25 protein-coding genes are annotated in these 24,800 nt (G+C 53.8%); 16 read left to right on the top strand and 9 right to left on the bottom strand.

The window, feature by feature from the left end:
* Positions 1-8 precede the first annotated feature (8 nt).
* The 6 genes from rnc to WKJ03_RS08550 all read left to right on the top strand — a co-directional run bounded on the left by rnc (position 9) and on the right by WKJ03_RS08550 (position 5,164).
* Positions 9-659 carry a ribonuclease III gene (rnc, locus tag WKJ03_RS08575; RefSeq protein ID WP_337841941.1) on the top strand — a complete coding sequence of 217 codons (651 nt, stop codon included), beginning with the start codon at positions 9-11 and terminating at the stop codon, positions 657-659.
* Entirely contained in the window at positions 649-1,545 is an 897-nt protein-coding gene (gene era / locus WKJ03_RS08570; RefSeq protein ID WP_337841775.1) for a GTPase Era, read from the top strand. Before rnc ends, era begins: the two co-directional genes overlap by 11 nt.
* Positions 1,546-2,229, top strand: a complete 684-nt coding sequence (recO, locus tag WKJ03_RS08565; RefSeq protein WP_337841774.1) for a DNA repair protein RecO — start codon at positions 1,546-1,548, stop codon at positions 2,227-2,229.
* Positions 2,226-2,957, top strand: a complete 732-nt coding sequence (gene pdxJ / locus WKJ03_RS08560) for a pyridoxine 5'-phosphate synthase (protein ID WP_337841773.1) — start codon at positions 2,226-2,228, stop codon at positions 2,955-2,957. The genes recO and pdxJ overlap by 4 nt, the downstream gene beginning before the upstream one ends.
* Positions 2,957-3,334 carry a holo-ACP synthase gene (gene acpS / locus WKJ03_RS08555; RefSeq protein WP_337841772.1) on the top strand — a complete coding sequence of 126 codons (378 nt, stop codon included), beginning with the start codon at positions 2,957-2,959 and terminating at the stop codon, positions 3,332-3,334. Before pdxJ ends, acpS begins: the two co-directional genes overlap by 1 nt.
* Positions 3,335-3,424: 90 nt before the next feature.
* Complete coding sequence (locus tag WKJ03_RS08550) at positions 3,425-5,164, top strand: diguanylate cyclase (RefSeq protein ID WP_337841771.1); 1,740 nt, start codon at positions 3,425-3,427, stop codon at positions 5,162-5,164.
* On the opposite strand, the gene barA is transcribed toward WKJ03_RS08550, so the two are convergent.
* Entirely contained in the window at positions 5,143-7,878 is a 2,736-nt protein-coding gene (barA, locus tag WKJ03_RS08545) for a two-component sensor histidine kinase BarA (protein WP_337841770.1), read from the bottom strand. The genes WKJ03_RS08550 and barA overlap by 22 nt on opposite strands.
* Positions 7,879-7,952: 74 nt before the next feature.
* Here barA and rlmD point away from each other — a divergent pair, with 74 nt between their 5' ends.
* The 4 genes from rlmD to WKJ03_RS08525 are packed head-to-tail and all read left to right on the top strand — an operon-like array spanning position 7,953 to position 12,683.
* Positions 7,953-9,287 carry a 23S rRNA (uracil(1939)-C(5))-methyltransferase RlmD gene (gene rlmD, locus WKJ03_RS08540; RefSeq protein WP_337841769.1) on the top strand — a complete coding sequence of 445 codons (1,335 nt, stop codon included), beginning with the start codon at positions 7,953-7,955 and terminating at the stop codon, positions 9,285-9,287.
* A 3-nt stretch (positions 9,288-9,290) separates the two neighbouring features.
* Positions 9,291-11,477: a GTP diphosphokinase gene (gene relA / locus WKJ03_RS08535; protein WP_337841768.1), complete on the top strand. Its 2,187-nt coding sequence runs from the start codon at positions 9,291-9,293 to the stop codon at positions 11,475-11,477.
* Between the two features lie 16 nt (positions 11,478-11,493).
* On the top strand, positions 11,494-12,282 hold the full coding sequence (mazG, locus tag WKJ03_RS08530; RefSeq protein ID WP_337841767.1) for a nucleoside triphosphate pyrophosphohydrolase: 789 nt from the start codon (positions 11,494-11,496) through the stop codon (positions 12,280-12,282).
* A complete protein-coding gene (locus WKJ03_RS08525; RefSeq protein ID WP_337841766.1) occupies positions 12,282-12,683 on the top strand; it encodes a VOC family protein in 402 nt (133 codons plus the stop codon). The genes mazG and WKJ03_RS08525 overlap by 1 nt, the downstream gene beginning before the upstream one ends.
* Here the strand turns inward: WKJ03_RS08525 and WKJ03_RS08520 are convergent.
* Positions 12,622-13,740 carry an alkaline phosphatase family protein gene (locus tag WKJ03_RS08520; protein WP_337841765.1) on the bottom strand — a complete coding sequence of 373 codons (1,119 nt, stop codon included), beginning with the start codon at positions 13,738-13,740 and terminating at the stop codon, positions 12,622-12,624. The genes WKJ03_RS08525 and WKJ03_RS08520 overlap by 62 nt on opposite strands.
* Before the next feature lie 208 nt (positions 13,741-13,948).
* Between WKJ03_RS08520 and WKJ03_RS08515 the strand changes: the two genes are divergently transcribed.
* Positions 13,949-15,340, top strand: coding sequence for an alanine/glycine:cation symporter family protein (locus tag WKJ03_RS08515; RefSeq protein ID WP_337841764.1), 1,392 nt, complete (start codon positions 13,949-13,951; stop codon positions 15,338-15,340).
* Between the two features lie 51 nt (positions 15,341-15,391).
* Here the strand turns inward: WKJ03_RS08515 and WKJ03_RS08510 are convergent, their stop codons facing one another.
* The 7 genes from WKJ03_RS08510 to WKJ03_RS08480 form a co-directional block, all read right to left on the bottom strand.
* Positions 15,392-15,814, bottom strand: coding sequence for a DUF3010 family protein (locus WKJ03_RS08510; protein WP_337841763.1), 423 nt, complete (start codon positions 15,812-15,814; stop codon positions 15,392-15,394).
* Positions 15,815-15,931: 117 nt separating this feature from the next.
* Positions 15,932-16,057, bottom strand: coding sequence for a hypothetical protein (locus WKJ03_RS08505; protein WP_337841762.1), 126 nt, complete (start codon positions 16,055-16,057; stop codon positions 15,932-15,934).
* Between the two features lie 73 nt (positions 16,058-16,130).
* On the bottom strand, positions 16,131-16,640 hold the full coding sequence (locus WKJ03_RS08500; protein ID WP_337841761.1) for a hypothetical protein: 510 nt from the start codon (positions 16,638-16,640) through the stop codon (positions 16,131-16,133).
* 106 nt (positions 16,641-16,746) lie between these two features.
* Positions 16,747-17,631, bottom strand: a complete 885-nt coding sequence (locus WKJ03_RS08495; RefSeq protein ID WP_337841760.1) for a LysR substrate-binding domain-containing protein — start codon at positions 17,629-17,631, stop codon at positions 16,747-16,749.
* A gap of 143 nt (positions 17,632-17,774) precedes the next feature.
* Positions 17,775-18,314 (bottom strand): acireductone dioxygenase, encoded by a 540-nt coding sequence (locus WKJ03_RS08490; protein ID WP_337841759.1) that lies wholly within the window; start codon positions 18,312-18,314, stop codon positions 17,775-17,777.
* Positions 18,311-19,000 carry an acireductone synthase gene (mtnC, locus tag WKJ03_RS08485; RefSeq protein ID WP_337841758.1) on the bottom strand — a complete coding sequence of 230 codons (690 nt, stop codon included), beginning with the start codon at positions 18,998-19,000 and terminating at the stop codon, positions 18,311-18,313. The genes WKJ03_RS08490 and mtnC overlap by 4 nt, the downstream gene beginning before the upstream one ends.
* Positions 19,001-19,010: 10 nt before the next feature.
* Positions 19,011-19,649 carry a methylthioribulose 1-phosphate dehydratase gene (locus tag WKJ03_RS08480; protein ID WP_337841757.1) on the bottom strand — a complete coding sequence of 213 codons (639 nt, stop codon included), beginning with the start codon at positions 19,647-19,649 and terminating at the stop codon, positions 19,011-19,013.
* Between the two features lie 154 nt (positions 19,650-19,803).
* On the opposite strand from WKJ03_RS08480, the gene WKJ03_RS08475 reads away from it, so the two are divergent.
* The 5 genes from WKJ03_RS08475 (at position 19,804) to deoA (ending at position 24,758) form a co-directional block, all read left to right on the top strand.
* Positions 19,804-20,955: a methionine aminotransferase gene (locus tag WKJ03_RS08475; RefSeq protein WP_337841756.1), complete on the top strand. Its 1,152-nt coding sequence runs from the start codon at positions 19,804-19,806 to the stop codon at positions 20,953-20,955.
* A complete protein-coding gene (locus WKJ03_RS08470; protein WP_337841755.1) occupies positions 20,937-21,725 on the top strand; it encodes an amidohydrolase in 789 nt (262 codons plus the stop codon). Before WKJ03_RS08475 ends, WKJ03_RS08470 begins: the two co-directional genes overlap by 19 nt.
* Complete coding sequence (locus WKJ03_RS08465) at positions 21,718-22,908, top strand: MFS transporter (protein WP_337841754.1); 1,191 nt, start codon at positions 21,718-21,720, stop codon at positions 22,906-22,908. Before WKJ03_RS08470 ends, WKJ03_RS08465 begins: the two co-directional genes overlap by 8 nt.
* A 101-nt stretch (positions 22,909-23,009) precedes the next feature.
* A complete protein-coding gene (locus tag WKJ03_RS08460; protein ID WP_337841753.1) occupies positions 23,010-23,432 on the top strand; it encodes a cytidine deaminase in 423 nt (140 codons plus the stop codon).
* 12 nt (positions 23,433-23,444) lie between these two features.
* Positions 23,445-24,758 (top strand): thymidine phosphorylase, encoded by a 1,314-nt coding sequence (gene deoA, locus WKJ03_RS08455; RefSeq protein ID WP_337841752.1) that lies wholly within the window; start codon positions 23,445-23,447, stop codon positions 24,756-24,758.
* Positions 24,759-24,800: the final 42 nt, after the last annotated feature.

The raw sequence follows: 24,800 nt of genomic DNA, 5'->3' as shown, positions 1-24,800 counted from the left end.
CTGGCCTGATGAAAAAACTGGGGTATCAGTTTCAGCAGGCCAGCCTGCTGGAACAGGCCCTGACCCACCGCAGTTGCAAAGGCGCCCATAATGAGCGCCTTGAATTTTTAGGTGACGCCATCTTAAGTCTGGTGATTGCCGAAGCGCTGTTTCAGCATTTTCCCAAAGCCCGTGAAGGTGACCTGACCCGGATGCGTTCATCCTTGGTCAAAGGAGTGACGTTGGCGGAAATTGCCAAAGAACTGGGCATTGCAGAGTATTTGCGGCTTGGGCCCGGCGAAATGAAAAGCGGTGGCCTGCGCCGGGAGTCCATTCAGGCGGATGCTGTCGAAGCCATCTTAGGCGCCATTTATCTGGATGCTGGCATTGAGGTGTGCAGAGAGCGGATCCTGACCTGGTACGGCAGCCGGCTGACAGTGATTCAACCTGGGGTGCAAAAAGACAGTAAAACTCAGCTGCAGGAATACCTGCAGGGGCGGCGGTTGGCGTTGCCTTTGTATGAAGTGATCGACACCAAAGGCGACGCCCACGATCAAACCTTTACAGTACGCTGCACAGTGGCAGGCCGGGAACCTGTGATTGCGACCGGCAGTTCGCGGCGTAAAGCCGAACAGGACTGCGCCCATATTTTATTGGAACAAATTAACCATGAGCGCTGAAACTTACGCCGGGCTGGTGGCCATTGTTGGCCGACCTAATGTTGGCAAGTCCACTTTGCTGAATCAGCTGGTTGGGCAAAAAGTCAGTATTACCTCGAAAAAACCCCAGACCACCAGGCATCGTATTATTGGTATTGATACCAAAGACAACTACCAGACGGTTTATGTTGATACGCCGGGCTTACACAGCGACGAAAAACGCGCCATCAACCGCCTGATGAACAAAGCGGCCGCCAGCTCTATTCTGGATGTGGAGCTGGTGATTTTTGTCGTCGATGGCAGCAAATGGACGGATGACGACCAGATGGTGCTGAACCGCTTAATTGCGGCGCAAAAACCTGTGATTCTGGTGGTGAATAAGGTCGACCAGTTTAAAGACAAAGAAGAGTTGCTGCCGCATTTACAGTGGTTGGGTACCCAGCTGTCCTTTAAAGAAATTATTCCGGTGTCGGCACAAAAAGGCACTAACGTGGACCGTCTTCGTACTTTGGTGCAAAGCAGCCTGCCGCCTTGTGAGTTTTTCTTTCCGGAAGATTACATTACAGACCGCTCCAGCCGTTTTATGGCGTCTGAAATAGTGCGGGAAAAACTGATGCGTTTTTTAGGCGACGAGCTGCCTTATTCCGTCACTGTGGAAATTGAACGCTTTAAATGGGAAGAAAAACACTACCATATTGCGGCCTTGGTGCTGGTGGAGCGCGACAGCCAAAAACGTATGGTCATTGGCAATAAAGGTGAGCGGCTGAAAACCATTGGCACTGAAGCTCGCAAAGATATGGAAGCCCTGTTTGAACAACCGGTGTTTCTGCAAATCTGGGTCAAGGTGAAATCAGGCTGGGCCGACGACGAACGGGCGCTGCGCAGCCTGGGTTACGGCGAAGACTAAATGCAAGGCAACGTCTGGCCTGGGTATGTGTTACACAGCCATGCGTACAAAGAGCAGCAATTGCTGTTGCAGTTGCTATTGCCTGAACTGGGCCGGGTCAGCGCTGTGGTGCGCAAAAGCAGTGGTAAAACCAAAAGCCGCTTAAGCTGGCAACCCTTTCAGTTACTGCAGCTGCAACTGACAGGCCGCAGTGACCTGAAAACAGTGAGCTTTGCCGAAGAGGCAGAGCCCGCACTGCCACTGCAAGGGGAACTGCTGTTTGCCGGCTTGTATCTGAATGAACTGATTTGCCGGCTTTGGCCCGGTCAGACGAATTCTGAGCAGTTGTTTGGGCTTTATCACCATACATTGCAGTTGCTGCCTGTGCAGGCGTTGGAACCTTGCCTGCGGCAGTTTGAATTTGCGTTATTGGCAGAACTGGGCTCACCGCTGGATTGGCAGCAGGACGCCAGTGGTGCTGAACTGAAACCAGGCCAGTATTACCAGTGGTGGCCTGAACTAGGCTGGCAACAGGCCAGTTCGGGCTGGTTGGGGGCCGATCTGCAGGCGATAGGCCAGGCCGACTGGCAAGCGCAGAGTTTAAAAGCGGCCAAAAGTTTAAGCCGGGCTTTATTGGCACCTTTGTTGGGTTCCAAACCTTTAACCAGCCGCACTTTATTTCAACAGCTAAAGGACAACGGATGAACCCTATCTATCTTGGTGTCAATATTGACCATGTCGCCACCTTACGTCAGGCCCGTGGCACCCATTACCCAGAACCTGTGCACGCGGCGTTAATGGCTGAGCAGTTTGGCGCCGACGGTATCACTGTGCATTTACGGGAAGACCGCCGTCATATTCAGGATCGCGATTTATTTGTGCTGCGTCAGACCATGAGCACCCGGCTGAATTTTGAGATGGCGGTGACCGAAGAAATGTTGGGCATTGCTGAACAGCTGGACCCACACTTTTGTTGCCTGGTGCCGGAAAAACGTCAGGAGCTGACGACCGAAGGCGGCCTGGAAGTGGCGGGCCAATTCAGCAAAATTCAGGATGCTGTGCAGCGCCTGCAGCAAAAAGGCATCCTGGTGTCGCTGTTTATCGATGCGGATGAACGCCAAATCGAAGCGGCTGCCCGCACTGGTGCGCCTTATATTGAAATTCATACTGGCCAGTATGCCGAAGCCGAAGACCCCAAGGTGCAGCAGGCCGAGCTGGATCGCATTCGCCGTGCAGCCGCTTTCGCCCAAAGCCAGGGCCTGATTGTCAACGCCGGCCATGGCCTGCATTACCATAATGTGCAGCCGATAGCCGCTATTCCGCAAATGCATGAACTGAATATCGGGCATGCCATTGTGGCCCGCGCTATTTTCTCCGGCCTGGGTGCTGCGGTGGCTGAGATGAAACGCCTGATGCTGGAGGCGCGCCGTTAATGGCTATTGTGGGGCTGGGTACTGATATAGTCGAAATCAGCCGTATCGAGCTCAGCCTGGCCCGCTCTCCCCGTTTAGTACAACGGGTACTGACTGAAGCTGAGCAACAGATTATGGCGGCGCATGGTCAGCCGGCCCGCTATTTTGCTAAACGTTTTGCCGCCAAAGAAGCGGCCGCCAAAGCCTTGGGTACCGGCATAGGCCGGGGTATTTCCTTTCAGCATTTTATCGTCAGTAATGACAGTCTGGGCCGGCCTGTGCTGGAGCTGACCGGACCGGCCCGTGAACTGGCTGACCGTCTGCAAGTGAGTTCTGTCTGGTTATCTATCAGTGACGAGCAGGCTTATGCCTGTGCCACAGTTATTTTAGAAACGTAAATTTTTATAAGAAAGGTTAACAACCAACGCGAGGCTTGTTGTTTTTTTATCCGCCCTTTACCCTAGATAAAACGCAAAAGGAGTTGTGCTGTGTCAGGTCGTCTGTGGTGCTGTCTGTGGTTGTTTTTCCCCTGGCTGGTCTGGTCTGCAACAGGGAGCTGGCATGAGCAATTGCAAAACACGGATCGGATCAAAACTGTGGATTTTGCCGAGTTTCAGCTGCGTCTGCATAGCTTTGAGCAGCGTAAATCCAGTATGTCGCCGGCTGATCTGGCTTATCTGAACTTCTTACTCGCTTATGCCGAACTTTACCTCGGCGATCCGGATGCGGCTTTGCAGCGTCTGGTGCCACTGAGCCGGCAGCAACCTGAGTCCGCTTTAGCATTCCGGGCCAGGGCGCTGATGCTCAACAGTTATCTGATCTCTCAGCAGTATCTGGAAGCTTTTACCCAGCTGGAACTGTTGTTGCAGCAGTTGCCTGTGGTGACGCAGACTGCAGCCCGGGAACAGGGGTTACTGGTGATAGCTCTGGCCTATTTGCATGCGGGGCAACCTGAACTGGCGATTGAATACGCCAGCCAACTGGAAGCAGAGCCCGTGTCGGCGACCAGTCTGTGCAAAGCCAAACAGCAAAAAGCGCAAGCCTATCTGCAAACCGGGCAGTTTGCCGCCCAGCGTCAGTATCTGGACTCTGCAGTGCAGTTTTGCCTGAAACATAAGGAATGGCTGTTCGCCGGTATGCTGAAAATCAGTCAGGCCAATGATCTGGTGCAGCAGGGGCAGTACCAGCAGGCGCTGAGTTTGTTACTGAACTACCAGCAAAAAGTGACAGATCTGGCGTTTCCGAGACTACTGGCAGATTTTGATCTGGCATTGGCCGAGGTCTATTTCGGACTCGAACAACCAGAACTTGCCCGACAGGCTGCACAGCGCGTGCTGCAGATCAGCCGGCTTGCCGATAAGGATCAGAGTAAAGCCTCGGCCTGGCTGGTGTTGTACCGACTGGCCCGGCAACAAGGCCAGTATCAGCAGGCGCTGGAATACCATGAAGCCTATCTGCGGGCCTTTAGCAGCCTGATGCAGCATCAACGGCAACAACAGCAGGCCTATTACAATGCTCAGCTGAATGTGGAAGCCAAACAACGCCAGATCGAATCGCTGGACAAAGACAACCGGCTGCTGAAAGCCGAGCAGTCCTCTATGCAACATCAGGCGGCTTATACCCAGGTGCTGATTCTGTTGCTGTCCCTCTTTGTGCTGGGGCTGAGCCTGTGGTTATACCGGTTGTACCGGAGCCGCTCTGCCCTGAAACAGCAGACCGAAATAGATTCAGCCACAGGGATCAGCAATAAAAGCCACTTTTCGCAGCAAGCCAGAGCCTTGCTGGAAAAAGCCGCGCAGAAGCAGCAGGAGCTGGCGCTGATCCGGTTGGAGCTGACCGCCTTGCAACAGATCCAGCAGCAACAGGGGACGCAGGCTGCAGACCAGCTACTGGCGCAGGCCGTACAGGCATGTCGCAATTTTTTGCGCAATCAGGACCTGCTCGGGCGGGTCGGGCCTTTTGAATTTGCGTTGCTGCTGCCGGGAACCGATCCGGACAAAGCCATGATGCTGGCTGAGATTTGCCGGGATGCGGTTTTGCCTATCCTCAGCCCGCTGGTGCCGGAACAGCAGGCTCTGGTGAGCGGTGGGGTCAGTCTGTCGCGCTGGTCGGGTTATCACCTGACTTGCCTGGTGGATGATGCCGAAAAGGCCATGCTGCATGCCCGCAAATCCGGGCAGCAGCTGGCCTTGTACAGCCCTGATCTTCAGACCAGTTCAGGCCAGTGAGTTGCATCCTGCAATAGAGCACTCAGCCTGTCCTGCAGCTCAAATAACTCGGGTTCCAGCTCCAGAATACTTTTGCCTTTTTTCAGCTGGGTTTCCAGCAGCTCAGTCAACTGCTTCAGTACAGGCAATCCGGTGTAACAACTGGCCCCATGCAATTTGTGAATATGCTGCAACAGCGCCTGGCTGTCGTTCTGATCCATGGCCTGGCCGATAGCCTGTTGCGCGTCAGGCAAGGATTGCACCAGCATCCACAGCATTTCTTTGGCTAAATCCAGTTTGCCGCCAGCCCGTTGCAACGCCAGAGTCCAGTCCAGTTGTTTACTGTGTGGCAACTGATGTTCAGGCTCCAGGCTCTGGCTGCCCTGGAATTCCGGACAACATTCGCGCAGCGTATACAACAGCAGTTTTTCATCCAGTGGTTTGGTCAGAAACTCACAAAACCCCAAATCCAGCAAGCGTTCGCGTTCACCATCCAACGCATGGGCTGTGACCGCAATAATTGGGGTGGCCTCATTGAGCGAACTTTGCTGAATACGCTGGCAGGCCTGGATACCGTCCATGACCGGCATATTGATGTCCATAAAAATCACGTCATAGTGCATTTGCGAAGCCTTTTGCCAGGCTTCTGCCCCGTTCGTGGCAGAATCGACCTGTTCCACCATTTCACTGAGTAATGCATTGATCAATTTCAGGTTGGCTTCGTTGTCGTCGACGGACAGCACCCGCAGCCGGGCTTTGGGTTTTTCCGAGGCCGGGCTGTGTTCATTGTGTTGCAGGTAAGGTTGGGCCAGGGTTGTTGCCAGCTTGCGGTAATGCGAGGGTTTGGCCAACACAGCGCTGGCACCGGATGCCTGCAGCACTTCTCGCAGATTGGGGGACAGGGTGTTGACCAACATATAGATATGGTCGCTGTGCTGGCGCAGCTGCTGCAGCAGTTCAATCACCTGATTGACCTGTGTCAGCGAGATAGCCCGGCCCAGCAGGATCAGATCAAAATGCGGCTGCAGCGACAGCGTCTGGCTCAGTTGGGTCATATTACTGCAACTGGTCACCTGAAGCCCCCAATGCTCCAGTTGTGCCAGCATGGCCTCCCGCGAATTTTGCTGTGGTTCAAAGTACAGCAGGTTTTTTTGTTTCAGCTCGGTCAGAGGCAAGGGTTCGGCAATGGACAAGGGATGGCGTTTGCATTGCAGGGTAAACCAGAACACAGAGCCTTCGCCTGGCCGGCTGTCAAAGCCAATACGGCCACCCATCGCATGCACCAGCCGTTGTGAGATCACCAGGCCAAGACCAGTACCACCGTACCTTTTGCCTATATGTTGGTCGCCCTGACTGAAACCATCGAACAGCTGCTTTTGTTGCTCTTCACTGATGCCAATGCCGGTGTCGTGAATAGCGAACTTCAGTTGCCACTGGTCATCGGCCAGGGCCCGGCCACTGACCCGGATCAGCACACTGCCCTGCTCAGTAAATTTGATGGCGTTACCGGCCAGATTGGTCAGGATCTGATTAATCCTGACCGGATCAGCCACCAGGTCATCCGGGCAGTTATTTTCGACAAACAACACCAGTTCCAGCTGCTTATCAAAGGCATTGGCGGCCAGCAGTTCGGTGGCATCATTCAGCAAATCCCGCAGTGAAAAGGGTTCGGGGTTAATCGGCATCCGGCCTTCTTCCAGCTTGGCGTAGTCCAGCACATCATTGACCAGCGACAGCAGACTGTTGGCAGATTTTTGAATAGTGGTCAGATAGTCTTGCTGGTTCGCGGTCAGATTGGTTTTCAGCAGCTGGCGGGTAAAACCAATAACCGCATTGAGAGGGGTGCGCAGTTCATGGCTCATTTTGGCGAGGAAGTCTGACTTACTGCGGTTGTCTTCCAGAGCCCGTTTACGGGCGAGATCCAGCTCAATATTCTGCATCTCCAGCTGTTCCAGGCTTTGTTGCAGATCCGAGGTGGCCTGTTCAATGCTTTGTTGCACTTCGTCATCATGTTGTTTCAGTGCAGATGCCAGATTATTAATATTGTGGCGCAGAAGCTCCAGCTCGCCCAAATACCCCGGCAGCAGCTGCTGGCGGTAGTGGCCCTGACACAACTGCCGGATCACCTCATTCATTTGTCGCACCGGGTTGCTGATCCGTTTTACCAGTTTCAGGCTGGCGTACACGGCAAAGCCCAATGCCAGTACCACCAGCAGCAAGGTGCCAAGCAACGCACTTTGCTGACGCAGCCGGTTTTTGTCCCTCGACAGTTGTACCGCTACATAACCAAGAGGCAAAGGCTCGGCCACAGCAGCCACTGATTCAGGAATAATAGGGTAGCGCATGACCAGATAGTCATCCGTCAGGTCCAATTGGGGCTGAGCCGGAATGGCACTAAAGAGAGGAAACTTCAGTAAGTTAAAATCTTTGTGGTAATTGGTGGTGACCAGCAGTTCGTGGTCGGCATTAAAAATGGCGATACTTTTTACCAGCGCCGGGTTTTTGCGGTGGCTGGCGTCCAGTAACCGTTTTAAATCCTGACGGCTGTTTTGCAACAACGCATGTTCGCTGGCTATGGCCAGTGGGGCGGCAATATTTTCTGCCTGCTGGGTTAAATCAGCGGCTAAATCCTGATGCCGGACCCAACTGAAATAACTGGCCAGACCCAGGCTGACTACCAGAGTCGGCATCAGGGTCGTCAGCAGCACCCAATGTCGCAAAGCAAGTTTCGTCATCTGTTGCAGGGCTTGATAGAATAGTCGTCAGTATCATGACATAAGGCACAGTGAAAGCCTACCTCGAGGACCAGATGGTCAAAATTTATCAGGCCGCCAAAGCCAAAAAAAACACGGCCAGCCCAATTATTCAACTGGAGATCGAACGTTTGGATCATCAGGGGCAAGGCATAGGGTTTTGGCAAGGCAAAATCGTGTTTGTCAGCGGCGCTTTGCCTGGTGAAACCGTAGAAATAAGCCTGACCGACAACAAAAGCAAAGTGGCCAAAGGCAAAGTCCGGCGGGTGCTGCAGCCATCGGTCCATCGTCAGAAGCCGGCCTGTCCGCATTTCTCCAGTTGCGGTGGCTGTCAGTTGCAGTATCTGTCGACTGAAGTGCAGTTGGAGCTGAAACAGCAGGCCGTGGACCAGATGATTTGCCACCAGACAGGCTTGCAGCAGTTGCCCTGGCAGGCCGCTATTCACAGTCAGGGCTCGGGGTACAGACGCAGGGCCCGAATAGGTGTCTGGTTTGATGCCCAACAGCAGCGTTTTACTGTAGGTTTTCGTCAGGTCAGTGACAAAACCATCAGCGCTGTGGAGCATTGTCTGGTGCTAAGCCCGGTGCTGGCACCGGTGTTTTCGGTATTAAATCAAGTGTTGCCGAGACTGAAACAAGGCAAAGCCATTACCCATGTCGAAGTGCTGGATGCCGACGGCCAGGCCTATCTGATCGTACGGCATGTCCGGCCGCTGCCAGAGGCCGATCAGCAGCAGTTGATTGCCGCCTGGCCCGACGCTTTTTGGCTGGGCGAAGCCGAACCCGGCCAGTTTACCGCCTGGCAGACGAATTATCAGGCACCACAGTATCAGTTAGCTGGACAAAAACTGCGTTTACAGTTTGAACCTGATGACTTTATTCAGGTCAACCCTCAGGTTAACGAACAGATGGTGCAACAGGCGCTGGATTGGCTGGAGCTGGATCTAACTCAGAACATTCTGGAATTGTATTCTGGCATCGGAAACTTTAGTCTGGCACTGGCGCAGCGCACCAAAGCTGTGCAAGCGCTGGAAGGCGTGGCCACTATGGTGCGGCGTATTGAGCAGAATGCGCAGCTGAATCACATCAGCAATTTAAAGGCGGCTCAGGCGGATCTGCATTTACCCTGGCCCAAGGCGGACTGGAACCAGCCAGTCTATGACGCCGTTTTGCTGGACCCGGCACGTGCAGGCGCTGTGGGCGCGGCTGAACAAATTGCTGCTTTAGGTCCGGCACGGATATTGTACGTGTCCTGCAATCCTGTCAGTTTTGCCGCCGATGCCAAGCTGTTGTTGGCGGCTGGCTACCAGTTGGTGAAACTGGCCGCTATGGATATGTTTCCGCAGACCAGCCATCTGGAACTGATGGCGCTGTTTCGAAGGAGAAAGTAAGTTATGGTCACTGTCCGGCAGTCTCACAGCTCTGACTATCATCCGGGTGGTACAGCCGCATGGCTGGCCTCTTTGGGGTTGCCAGAAGCCAAAATTGAGTATTTGCTGGAGGCCGAACTCTGGTTGCAGCAGCAGGCCTGTACCGATCAATTACAGCAAGTGCAGACTGGCTGGGAAATGGTGGAAATTCTGGCCGACTTACGGATGGACAAGGACGCTCTGCTGGCCTCTTTGGTGTTTCCGCTGCTGGAAGCGCAACTGATTAGTCTGGAGCAGATACAGCAGCAATTTTGCCCGGCGGTGGCGGCTATGCTGGCGGCCGTGCGTCAAATGGAAGCGATCCGTTCTATTCCGGTAGGTCCGAATCAAAGTGCCAACCCACAACAGGCTGATAACCTGCGGAAAATGCTGCTGGCCATGGTGGAAGATGTGCGGGCTGTGGTGATCAAGCTGGCGGCGCAAATCTGTTATCTGCGCCAGGTAAAAAACGCCGATGAAGAAACCCGGGTACTGGCCGCCAAAGAAACCAACGCCATTTTTGGCCCGCTGGCCAACCGGCTGGGTATAGGCCAAATTAAGTGGGAACTGGAAGACTTAGCCTTTCGTTACCTGCACCCGCAAACCTACAAACAGATTGCCAGCCTGTTGGAAGAAAAACGGCTGGACCGCGAACATTACATGCAGGATTTTGTCGCCGCTGTGCAGGACAAAATGACGCAGGCTGGTATTCAGGCGGAAGTCTATGGCCGTCCCAAACATATTTACAGTATCTGGAAAAAGATGCAGAAAAAACACCTGGCCTTTGACCAGCTGTACGATATCCGTGCAGTACGGCTGGTGACAGAACGGGTGCAGGACTGTTATGCCGCTTTGGGCATAGTGCACACGTCGTGGCGGCATTTGCCGAAAGAGTTTGACGATTACATCGCCACGCCCAAACAAAATGGTTACCAGTCTATTCACACTGTGGTACTGGGCCCCGCCGGCCGGCCGGTGGAAATTCAAATCCGCACCCGCCAGATGCACGACGATGCCGAGCTGGGGGTGGCGGCGCACTGGCGTTACAAAGAAGGTGCCAGTGCCAAAGAAGGCCAGCTGGATGAAAAAATCGGCTGGTTACGCAAGCTGCTGGCCTGGCAGGAAGAACTGGCTGATGGCTCTGATTTAGCCGAAGAGCTGAAAAATCAGGTCATCGAAGACCGGGTTTATGTGTTTACCCCCAAAGGCGATATTGTCGATTTACCCCAGGGCTCCACACCGCTGGACTTCGCTTATTATGTGCACTCCAACGTCGGGCATCGTTGTATAGGTGCCAAAATTTCCGGCCGTATTGTGCCTTTTACCTACCAGTTGAAAACCGGCGATCAGGTGGAAATTCTGACCGGGCGGGAGCCCAATCCAAGCCGCGACTGGCTGAACCCAAACCTGGGTTACTTAAAATCCGGCCGCGCCCGTTCTAAAGTGCAATACTGGTTCCGGCTGCAGGACAGGGACAAAAATGTGTTGGCGGGCAAGGAACTGCTGGACACAGAACTGGCCAGGCTGAATCTGACGCTGGACAACCCCAGCAAAGTGCTGCAACGCTTTAATGTGAACAGTCTGGATGAACTGTTGGCCGGCATAGGTGGTGGTGAAATAAAAGTCACCCAGGTAGTGCACTACATTCAAAGCCAGTCCGGCAAGCTGCAGCAACCGGAAATCGATCCTCGTCTGATTAGTAAGCCACTGAATACGCAGCCGAAAAGCCATGTGGTTGTGTTGGGCGTGGGCAACCTGCTGACCCATATGGCCGGTTGTTGTCAGCCGCTGCCGGGGGATGCCATAGTCGGATATATCACCCAGGGCCGGGGCATAGCGGTGCACCGTGACGACTGTGACCAGTTCAAATTGCTGCAGGAAGGGCATCCGGAACGGGTGGTGGAAGCCACCTGGGGCGATAAATACGCTTCTGGTTACGAAGTGACCATTCGTATTGTGGCGCATGACCGTAATGGTTTGTTGCGGGATATCACCAGCATTCTGGCCAACGAAAAAGCCAACGTGCTGCGGATGAGCAGTAATTCTGACATCGCCCAACAAACCGCCACCATTATTATGACGCTGGAACTGTACAACCTGGATTCACTGAACAAGCTGCTGACCAAAGTCAGCCTGATTGAGGATGTGATCGAAGCGAAACGCTTCCACTAACAGAAAGGACACTGCATTGTCTGCCGCTATTGACCGTTTGCTGGCCATTATGGCCCAACTGCGCGACCCGGTAACGGGGTGCCCCTGGGACAAAGAACAAAGTTACCAGAGCATAGTGCCTTACACGCTGGAAGAAGCCTATGAAGTGGCCGATGCGATAGCCCGTGAAGATTATGCCGAGCTGAAAGATGAGCTCGGTGATTTGTTGTTTCAGGTGGTGTTTTACGCCCAAATCGCCAAAGAAGAACAACGTTTTGTGTTTGATGACTGTGTTGACGCCATTTGCCAGAAGCTGATCCGCCGCCACCCTCATGTGTTTGGCACCGAACAGGCCGACAGCAGCGAGGCTGTATTGCAGAACTGGGAAGCCATTAAAGCCGGTGAACGCCAGCAGCAGGGTAAAACCAGTGTACTGGACAATGTACCTCAGGCGCTGCCAGCGCTAAGCCGGGCTTACAAGCTGCAAAAGCGTTGTGCTCAGGTGGGATTTGACTGGCCTGATGTGCAGGGGGCCTGGGCCAAAGTGCAGGAAGAAGTGCAGGAAGTGGCTGAACTGGACAGTGGGGATGCCCGGCTGGAAGAAGAGCTGGGTGACCTGATGTTTGCTTTGGTGAATGTGGTGCGTAAACAGGGCTTTAACCCAGAAACAGTGCTGCGCAACGCCAACCTGAAATTTGAACGGCGTTTTCGTGCTGTGGAGCAACAACTGGCCGAGCAGCACTTAACCCCGGAGCAGAGCAACCTGCAACAAATGGATGCACTGTGGGATCAGGTGAAACTTCAGGAAAAACAGCAGGGGTTCTGATGCTGCAAGGTATTCATCATGTGGCGTTGATTTGCAGCGACTACCAGCGCTCGAAAAACTTTTATACCCAAGTGTTGGGTTTTTCCGTGCTGGCCGAACATTTCCGTGCAGAGCGCCAATCCTGGAAACTGGATCTGGCCTTGCCGGATGGGAGCCAACTGGAACTGTTTTCTTTTCCGTCGCCGCCGGAACGGCCCTCCCGGCCTGAAGCCTGTGGTTTACGGCATCTGGCTTTTAAAGTGGCGGACATGGCAAGTGCTGTGGCTCACCTGACCGCCTGCGGTGTCGAAGTGGAACCTGTCCGCACCGACCCCTACACCCAGCGCCTGTACACCTTTTTTACGGACCCTGATGGTCAGCCACTGGAGCTGTACCAGACGCCAGTTGTGGTGGTTGACTGAACTCCAGAGCGGCGGCGGCCCGAGGTTGAGCTGCGCGGTAATCCAGCCCCAGGCAGGCGGCCAGCGTGGCTGCCAGCTGCCCCTGCAGGAACTCACCCTGCACTAAGCCAGCCGCCGGGATGTCCGGTCCTAAAGCGGCATACCAAATTTGTTCTGAACCTGCCACGCCTTCGGGGGCAGGATAACCGGGCAGTGCTGCGGTTTGACCATGGCGATGCCATTGCTCCGCCTGGCCCCGGCCATGATCAGTGGAAATCAGTAAGGTGGTCTGATCGCGGTAGGCTGGCAAGCTTTGCAAGGTGCGCCATAGTTCGGCCAGAAAAGCATCGTGATGGTGAATCGCCTGCAGGTATCTGTCGTATTGTTGCTGGTGAGCAAAATCATCAGCCTCACCAAGCGCAATATAAAGCACGTCCGGTTGCTTCTGGCGTAAATACTCCAGCGCAAATTCCTGAGTGAAAATATCGGGTCGCACTGCGGCAAAGCTGGCCGGGGTTTTCAGCTGCAATTCGTTTAAATAGTGCACCCGCTCGGAGTTCAGCTGCTGCAGTGGCATAAAACCGGCATTCACCAATAAACCGCTGCGTGCTGTGTTCAGAATTTGCGGCAACAACTGCCAGGAGCCAAACACGGCGACCTGCCTGGAATGCTGTGTGGCCAGCCACTCCAGTACTGTGTGGTTAGGGTTGGCAATAGCGGCATTGGACAGGAGTTTAGGGTCGGCAAAACCGGCCAACAGTTCCTGATAGCCAGGATAAGACACTTGTGCAGGGTTGGTCACTGTGACGCTGGAAGACTGAGTCCTGTCGCCTGCCAGAACTCCCTGCCTGGCAACAGTTTGGTGTAAAAAAGGCATCAGCTGTTCAGTCTGACCAGGTGTGTAGGTGTGTATAAGTTGAGGCTGCTTCACATAGGCAGGAGAGACGATCAGCTGAGGATCGGCGCCGCCAAAGACTTCCTGCCAACGCACACCATCCAGACTGACCAGCACCACTTTGTTGCCAGCCAGCGCTGTGGTACTGAAAAGCAGCAGCGCAAACAAAGACCAATACCACATAGGGGCACTCCGGGTTCAACAGAGGTGCCCAGCATGGTGGTTTTATGTGACATAAAAATGTGTGGCCAGTGGCAATTCGGTGACAGCGGGCAGGCCTGGGACAAAACCACTTGCGCTGCCAGGCAGAACCCCGGAATATAGCCATCTATAACATTAGCCGTCTGGATGTTTATTTTCCGGCGCTAAAACTAAAAAAGAAGAGTGGTCCATGACAGATTTTAGTTTTCAGCAGGCCTTTGAATGGCTGAGTTCCAGCCTGGCTGCTGTGGTGTTTTACAGTTTTGAGCTGGCCGGGGTGCAAATCCCGATCACTGTGCTGTGGCTGGTCACAGGCGCAGTGGTGTTTACCTGCTATCTGGGTTTCATTAATATCCGTGGCTTTCGCCATGCGGTGCAGGTAGTTCGGGGCAAACACAGCACCCCGGATGACAAAGGCGACATCAGTCCTTTTCAGGCATTGTCGGCGGCGCTGTCAGGCACTGTCGGCACCGGCAATATTGCCGGTGTGGCCGTCGCTATTGCGTTGGGCGGGCCTGGTGCCACCTTCTGGATGATAGTCGCTGGTTTTTTGGGCATGACCACCAAGTTTGTGGAATGCACCCTGGCGGTAAAATACCGGGTTTACCATGCCGATGGCAGCACCAGTGGCGGCCCTATGTATTACATCAAAGCGGCACTGGACAAATATGGCTTGCCACGGCTGGGCACTGTGCTGGCGGCGTTTTTTGCCATTGCCTGTGTCTTTGGTTCCGCCGGTTTTGTTCATGTGAATCAGGGCTTTTCTCAGGTCAAACTGGTGACGGGGTTCGACAATGCCTGGTTGTTTGGGCTGATTTACGCGACCCTGGTCGGCTTGGTGGTGGTTGGAGGTATTCAGAGCATAGCGCGGGTCACCAGTAAGCTGGTGCCTGCCATGTGCGTCATTTATCTGGGTGCAGCGCTGGTGATTCTGGGACTGAATGCCGGGGCTGTTCCGGCAGCGCTCTGGACTATTGTGCAGGGGGCTTTTGCGCCTGAGGCGGCTTATGGTGGCGCCATTGGCGTGATTATTCAGGGCTTTCGCCGGGCGGCCTATTCCAATGAAGCCGGTATCGGCTCGTCACCGATAGCGCATTCGGCGGCCCGCACCAATCAGCCGGTGTCTGAAGGTTTTGTCGGTTTGCTGGAGCCTTTTATCGACACTGTGCTGATTTGCACTATTTCGGCTTTGGTGATTATTGTCAGCGGTGTCTATACCCAACCCGGTCTGGACGGGGTGCAAATGACATCTGCTGCTTTTGCTCAGGTGTTTGACTGGTTCCCGTTGGTGCTGATGGTCGCACTGTTACTGTTCGGTTATTCCACAGTGATCAGCTGGGGTTATTATGGCCTGAAATCCTGGACCTACTTATTTGGCCACAGCCCTCTCACCCAACGCAGTTTTAAATTGCTGTTCTGCTGTGTGGTGGCGATGGGGGCCGTGCCCAATATGCTGGCGGTGTTTGATTTTATCGACTCAATGATTTTTCTGATGGCGGTGCCCAATATTCTGGCGCTGTATTTGTTATTACCGGAAGTAAAAGCGGATTTGGCGGACTACTGGCAAAAACTGCAACACTGACAAATGGGCTGCAGGTGCAGCCCTCGGACTCTATAGCGCCTGTACAGCGGTTTATTTGGCCAGAAAAGCGTACGCGCTGATAAAGGCCGGTTCCTGAAAACCTTTCAGGCCGGTTTCTTTAAAGTCGATCGGCACCGGGTGACGGCTCAGGCTTTCTTTAATGGCACCAGACGACAGGATCACGGTTTCCACACTTGGGATCAGCTGCAATGCCGCTTCAATTTTAAAGCCAATAGCACTGCCGGCAAATTTGCCTTTTTGTGGCCGTTCTCTAATGACAAAATGACTGATACGGTAATCTTCGGCCAGTTTGGCCAGTGCAAACTGAAACTTGCGGATTTGCTCCGGATCCTGATCATTGACCAGCTGCAGTCTGTTGCTGCGGCAATCCGGCAGCTCAAACAAACCCTGGTTGCTGGCCATCAGGCATAAAATCGCCTCATTGCTTTTAATTTCCACACCGCATACGCGCATTCGATTGATCCCGTTCAACTGACAATGGCGCTTATTATGACAGGAAATGGCTGAGGGACAGAAAGAAAAAAGCGGGTGCACCCCAACAGGGACAGGCACACCCGCATTGATGGACTGTTAGCCCAAAAACTCTTCGTCATCCAAATCCCATTGGCTGACATTGATTTGCTGGTAAAAGGACCAGTGTTGCAGTAACCAGCTCAGCCAGGCACTGCCAGTTTGAGTATTCTGTTCAACATGCATAGCTCTGCTCCTTTAAAATCCGGCTGCCCCCGCAGCCGGCTTTACCCTGTCACATCTGTGTGACAGGAGGCTGTCAGTTGGCGGCGGTCAGCACTGGTGCCACAGCAGCTTTCAGCTTTTGCTGTAACAGCGACAGGTTGTACTGGCCGTACTCTGTTGAGCTTAAGGATTGCGCCTGCTCAAAGTCTTCCAGCGCGGCGACAGGGTCTTGCATCAGTAATCGGGTGACACCACGGTTACTGAACGCCAGAGCGCGCATTTCGCGTTTGTTGCTGGAGGTTTCACCTTCCAGACGACGGGCGGTGACAATGGCCTGGCTACAGGCTTTTTCCGCCAGTGCGAACTGAGACAGTTGAGTGTGGGCGACACACAAGCTGATTTGTTTGCTGAACAGGTCAGTCGCGCTGTTGTTCAGTTCGATAACGGCCTGCTGATACTGGCCTGCTTTGATCGCATCCGCAGCCGGTCCGTTTTCAGGTAATGCCATTTTAAATGGACCAGTGGCTGCGTTGGCGACGAAGGTACTTCCGGCCAACAGCCCCAAGGCTACCAATTTGCCAAAGTTGAAGGTTGTCGCTTTCATCTGAGTTCTCCACTGTAAGTTTCTGCAGCACCCGCTGCATTTGTACTTTAGAGTTTTGGCTCAGATCTGACAAAGGATATAAATCACGCTGATGGATTAACAAAATTCAGCTGTGCAAACGGAAACTGCTCAAGATCCATTCCACCAGCTGCTGGATCTCGGGTTTGTTGGTTTCAGATTCATGCTGCACCAGATAGTACTTATCCCGGCTTTGCAGTTCCTCGCTGAACAGCCGTTTCAGGCTGCCGCTGGCAAACCAGCTGTGGCTGATAGGCCAGGGGATCAGTGCAATACCCAAACCTTGCTGGCTGGCGCGGGCCACGCTGAACATACTGTCCAGCTGGATCACCTGTTTAGGTGAAAACTGTTCAATACCGACCTGATCGGCCCAGTGATGCCAGGCCCAGGGCCGGGCCTGATGCACCAGCAGCGGGGCTTTTTGCAACGCATCAAAACCCAGTGGCAGCAATTGCTGGTACAGGCTGGGGTTACAGGCCGGAATATAACTGATGGGAAACAGCTCGTAGCTGACATGATCAACAGGTTTAGCACTGGCCAACAGTATTTGCAGATCGGTGTACTTGGGTGAATCCTGCCGTGATTTTATGGTTTCCACCGTCAGGTTGATGTCCGGGTGCTGCTCTGACCAACCGACCAGCTTGGGGACAAAAAACTCACTGGCAAAAAACTCTGGCATGGAAATACTGAGTTCTGTCGGCGGTTTCTGTGACGCAAAATGCCGCAGGGTTTGTTCCAGGTCGCGCATTATGGGTAACAACGCCTGATAAAAAGCTTTGCCCTGATTCGACAATTCGATGGCGCGGGTCTGACGGATAAATAACTCAAAACCCAGTTCGGTCTCCAGTTGTTTGATTTGATGACTGACCGCTGAAGGGGTCAGATACAGCTGACGCGCTGTTTCTTTAAAACTTAAACAGTCGGCGGCAACACAAAAACAGCGTAAACCACGTAATGAACTATGAATGGCCATGACAGGAACCTGAAACTAATCTGCTTACAAGGGTAGCAAAAAAGAAACCATAATTTAAGATTATGATTTAATTGCGAAATATTTATGAATTTTCATGCCAATGAGTCGCTGTGTTGCAGGCTTGCACCGCAACGGTGCAAGCCTTAGTCCAGCAGCGGAAACTGCTCCGCAATGGGGCTGCCGCTGAACTGAGCCACCCAGCCTGTGGGGTCGGTAAAGAGGCGAATGGCGGTAAAACAAGGGGCTGAACCCATATCAAACCAGTGCAGGGTGCCAGCCGGCACGCTGATTAAATCCCCTTGGGTGCACCGCAGTTGCAGCACTTGCCCCTGGATATGGAAACAAAACAGGCCCTGACCACGCACAAAAAACCGCACTTCATCTTCTTGGTGGCTATGTTCTGCCAGAAATTTTTGCCGCAGCGTTGCTTTGTCCGGATGATCGGCATGCAGACTGACGACGTCGGCGGTTTGATAACCCGCTTCAAGTTTCAACTGGGTAATTTGGCTCTGATAGCTGGCGAGGATTTGTTCCGCTGTTGCCTCATCCGGCAAATCGGAAACCGGCCACTGCCGGAAGCTCAGTCCAAAACCGGCGAGCTTGTCAGCAATGGCAACAGGGTTGTCTGATTGCCAGAGTGACTGAGTCGCATTCTGCGCTGAGTACAAGGTCAGTTGGCTCATAGTGCTTCCAATAGCTGATTGACCTGAATGAAATCTGTTGCTTGTGGCTGCAGCGCACTGTATTGGCCGTCGCGCAGCAATTGAATGCAGTGCCAGCCAGCGGCCTGAGCGGCCAGAATTTCATCCGGATGGTCAGATAAAAACAGGATTTCGGCTGCAGGTAAACTTAATTCAGCGGCAATACGCTGATAAGACGCACTGTCTTTTTTGCCGCCTGTATGGGTATCAAAATAACCCTGAAATAAACCGGTTAAATCCCCTTCCACACTGTAACCAAACAGCAGACGCTGCGCGGCAACTGAGCCTGAGCTGTAGACATAAAGCGCTTTGCCTTGCTGCTGCCAGTGCTTTAATGCGGGGGCTACGTCGGGATAAAGCTGACCTTTAAGCTGTCCGCTCTGGTAGCCGCGGGCCCAGATCAGACCTTGCAATTCTTTCAGCGGTGTTATTTTCTGGTCTGTATCTATCCAGTGCAGCAGACTGCTGATCACCAACTCCAGTTCAGCTTCAGGTTGTTGGATCTGGTGGCGGACTTGTCGCAGTTGTTCAGCGACATCAGCCCTGTGTTGATTCTGGCGAATAAAGTCCGGTAACGCTGCTGCAGCATAAGGAAACAGCACCTGGCTGACAAACTGAATCTCTGTGGTCGTGCCTTCAATATCGGTCACTATGGCTTGAATAGGCATAGGCACTCCGTCAGCTGAAACCGCAAATTTTAATCCGCTCCAGCTCACAGGCAATCAGAAATTCCCAGGCTTCCAGGTGGCGTTTGCATTGCTCCAGGCTGTCTCCCCAGACATAGAGGCCATGGCCCCGCACTAAAAAGGCATAGGGCAAGGGCTGGCTGGCCGCGAGCTGTGTCACTTCAACCGCCAGTGCAGGCATGTCCTGGTTGTTTTCCAGCACAGGCAGCTGCAAAGCCTGTTGATGGCTTTGAATGCCCTGAATGGCTTTTTGCATTTCATAGCCAGCAAAACAGTGCTGGCGTTGGCTGATTAAGCGGGAAAACACTGTGGCTTGCACCGAATGGGTGTGCAACACCGCCTTGGCATCCGGGTACAGCTGGTACAAGGCGCAGTGCAAGGCGGTCTCTGCCGAAGGTTTGCCCTGACAACTGAAACCAGCTTCATCAAAATTAACCTGCAGTAAATCAGCCGGGCTGAGTTCACCTTTGTCTTTGCCAGAGGCTGTGACCAGGCAGCTTTGGGCTGAGCTGCGGATGGAAAAATTGCCCCCTGTGGCAGGCACCCATTGCCGCTGTGCAACCCAGCGGCCAGTGGCACACAGCTGAATGGCATAAGGGTTTAACTGATGGACCTGAGCCAGGTTATTCATCTTTGCCTCTTGATGTGTAGACGTCTAAACGTGAGAATGCCCAAATGATAGCACCGGTGATGAGCCCAGGCCAGCGCTGACAGCCGCAAAAACTTTGCCTTTGGCCCGGCAGGCGGCGCACAATACTGTGATTCGCTGCTACCACTGAATTGAAATGAAGTTACAGAGCAAACTCCCTTCGGTCGGAACCACCATTTTCAGCCAGATGTCGCAACTGGCGACTGAGCATCAGGCAATAAACCTGTCGCAGGGTTTTCCGGATTTTCCTTGTGACCCTTTGTTGCCTGAATTGGTGTTTCAGGCCAGTCAGCGAGGGCTGAACCAGTACGCCCCTATGCCTGGCCTGTTGACTCTGCGTGAACAGATTGCAGCGTTAACCCAGCGTTGTTATGGCCGGGTTGTCTGTCCGGAGCGGCAAATCACTGTGACCAGTGGCGCCACTGAAGCTTTGTTTGTGGCTGTGCAGGCGCTGGTTCGCAGTGGCGATGAAGTGATCCTGTTTGACCCGGCGTACGACAGCTATCAGCCCGCAGTAGAGCTGGCGGGTGGCCGCACCGTGCATATTCCGTTGCAACCGCCTTTGTACCGGGTGGACTGGCAGGCCGTGGAACGCCAAATCAGCAACAAAACCCGGCTCATTATGGTGAACAGCCCGCATAACCCCAGCGGTATGGTGTTCAGCCGCGAAGACTGGCTGGCGTTGGAAGCGTTGGTGGTAAAACACCGGCTGTTTTGTATCAGTGACGAAGTGTATGAACATATGGTGTTTGATGGGCAGGCGCGCCGCAGTGCCAACCAGTTTGCTCAACTGGCCGAACGCACTGTGGTGGTATCCTCATTCGGTAAAACCTTCCATGTCACTGGCTGGAAGCTGGGTTATGCGGTGGCTCCTGTCGAGCTGAGCGCGGAGTTTCGTAAGATCCACCAGTACGTCACCTTCTCCAGCTTTACGCCAGCGCAGCAGGCTATTGCCGAGCTGATGCAGAAAAAGCCGGAGCTGGTGACTCAGCTGGCAGATTTTTATCAGCAAAAACGCGATTATTTCCGCACATTGTTGCAGTCCTCCGGATTTGCGCTATTGCCTTGTCAGGGCACTTATTTTCAACTGGCCGATTACAGTGCACTCAGTACTTTGGATGATGTCAGTTTTTGCCGGCAACTGACGGTGGAGCACAAAGTAGCGGCTATTCCGTTGTCGGTGTTTTACCGGTTGCCACCCCAACAACAGGTGATCCGGTTTTGTTTTGCCAAAGAGCAGCAGACGCTGCTGCAGGCTGCGGAGCAGTTATGTCGTGTATCAAAATAGCTGTGGTACAAAGCCCGTTGGTCTGGCAGCAGCCTGCGGCCAACTATCAGCTGCTGGCCGAACGGATGGACAGTGCCGCCGGGGCTGATCTTTACGTGCTGCCGGAAATGTTTAACACAGGTTTCAGTATGAACTCGGCGCAGATTGCCGAAGGCATGGACGGACCAACCGCCAGCTGGCTGCGTTCACAAAGCAAAGCACGAGGCGCGGCTATTTGTGGTTCGGCCGCTATTCGTGTGGAGTCCGGTGTGGTGAACCGGCTGTTGTTCGCCACGCCAGACGGCCAGCTGCAGTATTACGATAAGCGACACTTGTTCCGCATGGGCAATGAACATCAGCATTATCAGGCCGGTACGCAGCGGGTGGTGGTGGAGCACCTGGGCTGGCGCTTCTGTCTGCAGGTCTGTTACGACCTGCGCTTTCCGGTGTTTGCCCGCAACCGGCAAGACTATGATGCGCTGATTTATGTCGCGAACTGGCCAGCGTCAAGGCGTCAGGTTTGGCGCACTTTACTGCAGGCCAGAGCGCTGGAAAATCAGGTGGCGGTGATTGGCTGCAACCGTATTGGCAGTGACGACAATGGCTTGGAGTACAGCGGTGATTCGCTGCTGGTGGATCATTTGGGGTTAATACAAGCCGATGGGGCCGATGGCCGGGATGGCGTGCTGCAGGCCGAGCTTGATCTGAGCAACCAACAGCAGTTTCAACAGAAGTTTCCGGCTTATCTGGATGCCGATACTTTTAGTCTGAGTGGGGTCTTTGATGGATAACCAATACCGGAACCAGGTGACAGTGCTGGTCTACCTGAGCTTTATGCTGCTGGGGTTGATGGGCATTTTATGGGGCATTTTGCTGCCTGACATGATGCAGCAGCTGAATATGTCTGCAGCGGCCAGCGGTTTATTTTTTGCTGTGTTGTCACTGGGTTCCATCAGTGGTGCCTTTTTAGGCGGCAAGTACATTCAGAAATTTGACTTTGTGCCTTTGTTTGCAGTGCTGATGCTGGTGTTGGTGCTGTTGCTTGGTCTGGCCTCGCTGCAGACTTACTGGCCAGTCTTGTTGGGTTTTGTCTATTTCCTGGCTTTGGCCTGTTCCGGTCTCTTTACCATAGGCCATACCCTGATTGCCCGGCTTTATGTGACCAAACGCGCCAAAATGATGGGCCTGATGGACTTTATGTTCAGCCTGGGCACCTTGCTGGCACCGCTCTATGTCGTAGCCTTGTACTGGGTGCAGGAGGACTGGCGCTGGCCGCTGCGTATTCTGGCACTTTGCCTGTTCTTCACTGCCTGCTTTGCCTGGTACCTGGGCCGTACCCATGAAAGCCCACCCCATATGGCGCACAGTAAAGGCAGTTTGTCGTACCGTCAGGTGCTGAAACAGCCGGTGTTTTTTGCGCTGGCGCTGATGATGTTTGGTTATGGTGCTGTGGAGTGGGGTCATGGCAACTGGTTTGTCACTTATGCCAGCCAGGGGCTGGGTTACAGCACCGAAGACGCCCGGCTGACCATCGCCTTTTTTACCGGTGGCATGGTGTTAAGCCGGTTAGGGTTTTACCTGTTTTTGCGTTGGTTCAGCAGCGCACAGTTGTTGGTGATACTGGGCACGTGCGCCTTATGCGGCGCCTTGCTGGTAAAACTGGCCGATCTGCCTGTGCTACTGAAGCTGGGCAACTTTGCCTTAGGCTTGGGCTTAGGGGCTATCTTCCCGCTGATGCTGACGGCTGCAATGGATTTGGACAGCGACAATGGCCCAGTCTTGTCCGGCCTGGCCAATATGGGAGGGTCTATTGGCTATCAGGCGGCGGCATTGGGCACTGGTCTGGTGGCGGAACAGCTTGGCATTGCGCTGGCCTATTGGTTAATCCCGACGCTGGCACTCTGGCTGTTCTGCACTCTGGCTTATTTCAGCTACTTGTTGCATAAAAAGCAGGCAGAACGTGCTTTGCATTAACTTTTTTGCTGCATTTACTGGCCGGATGGCCGTTTTGCTCTTGATTTGAAGTGGATTTAGCGCGATAAACTCAGTCCGTCTACTGACTGAGACTTTGGACAATGAGTCATGACATTCCCTGGGCCGAACTGGCCCGCCTGGCCCAACAGGCTTCAGAGCACGCCTATGCACCCTACAGCAAGTTTCCGGTTGGCGTGGCTGTGTTAGCCGCCTCCGGCAAACTTTATAGCGGATGCAATGTTGAAAATGCTTCTTATGGTGGCACCACTTGTGCTGAACGCAATGCGATAGCCGCGGCCGTGGTGGCCGGAGAACGCCGTTTTCTGGCCTTAATGGTGTACACACCACAAATTCAGCTGACTCCGCCTTGCGGTATCTGCCGCCAGGTGATTGCCGAATTTTATGCGCCGGACAGTCCGGTGCGCAGCTGCAATCATTTGGGGCAGCAACAGGAATGGCGACTGGATGAACTGTTGCCATCCGCCTTTACACCCACTTATCTGGCGAACAGCAGCAAAATTTAACCGGAGTTCTCTGTGTATTTACCTCAGGAAATCATTAAACAAAAACGTAACGGTGGTGCGCTGACGGCCGACGCTATTGAACAGTTTGTCGGCGGCCTGACGGATCAAAGTTTCAGCGAAGGCCAGATTGCGTCGCTGGCGATGGCGATTTATTTAAATGGCATGCAGACCGAAGAGACAGTGGCGTTAACCCGCGCCATGCGTGACTCAGGCGCCGTGCTGAACTGGTCTGGCTTAAATGGCCCTGTGGTGGATAAACACAGTACAGGCGGTGTAGGTGATAAAGTCAGCCTGATGCTGGCGCCTATGGTGGCCGCCTGCGGTGCTTATGTGCCGATGATTGCAGGCCGGGGTTTAGGCCATACCGGTGGCACCATTGACAAGCTGGAAGCCATTCCGGGTTACCAGACCCAACAGAGTCTGGAATCCATTCAGCAATTGGTGCGCCAAAATGGCGCAGTGATTGTGTCGCAAAGTGCCGAGCTGGCACCGGCTGACCGGCGTCTGTATTTAATTCGTGATGTGACGGCGACGGTCGAATCCATCCCACTGATCACGGCCTCTATTTTGTCGAAAAAGCTGGCGGCTGGTCTGCAGTACCTGACGATGGATGTAAAAATTGGCTCGGGTGCCATTATGAAAAATGTGACCGACGCGTCGGCGCTGGCCCGCAGCATTGTGAACACCGCCAAAGGTGCCGGGGTACCGACCCAGGCCTTGCTGACTGATATGAACCAAACGTTGGGCACCAGTGCCGGCAATGCACTGGAAGTGATGGAAACGCTGGATTACCTGACCGGCAACTACCGGGAGCCGAGGTTGCATCAGGTGACTCTGGAGTTGGGCGCCAGCATGCTGCAACTGGCTGGTTTGTACCCGGATAAAACCAGCGCCGTGGCGGCACTGGAACACAGCTTAACGTCAGGCAAAGCGGCGGAGCTGTTTAGTAAGATGGTGGCTGCTCAGGGTGGACCGGCGGATTTAGTGGAAAAACCCGCACAGTACCTGGCCTCAGCCAAAGTGGTGCTGGACATTACCGCCCCTGCATCTGGGTATCTGGCGGGCGCAGACACCACAGCCATCGGCATGGCCGTGGTGCGTTTGGGGGGAGGTCGGGCGCATCCGGCCCAGGTGATTAATCCTGCCGTTGGGTTCAGTGATGTACAACCTCTTGGTGGCAAATTCAGCCCTGGTCAGTTGCTGGCTCGGGTGCATGCCGACAGCCAGGAGCAAGCTGACAAAGCCAAAGCTGAGTATCTGGCGGCTTTGAACTGGTCCGATACGTTACCGGCTATCGATCCATTGGTGCACCGGGTGATTGATTAAAAAGTCGTCTGTTGGTCGCAAATTTGGATGCGACCAACTGCC

Origin of the sequence: Rheinheimera sp., assembly GCF_037442525.1 — a bacterium.
Taxonomy (GTDB): domain Bacteria; phylum Pseudomonadota; class Gammaproteobacteria; order Enterobacterales; family Alteromonadaceae; genus Pararheinheimera.
The sequence above is the reverse complement of the archived record's forward strand: the minus strand, read 5'-3'. Positions and strand labels throughout refer to the sequence as shown.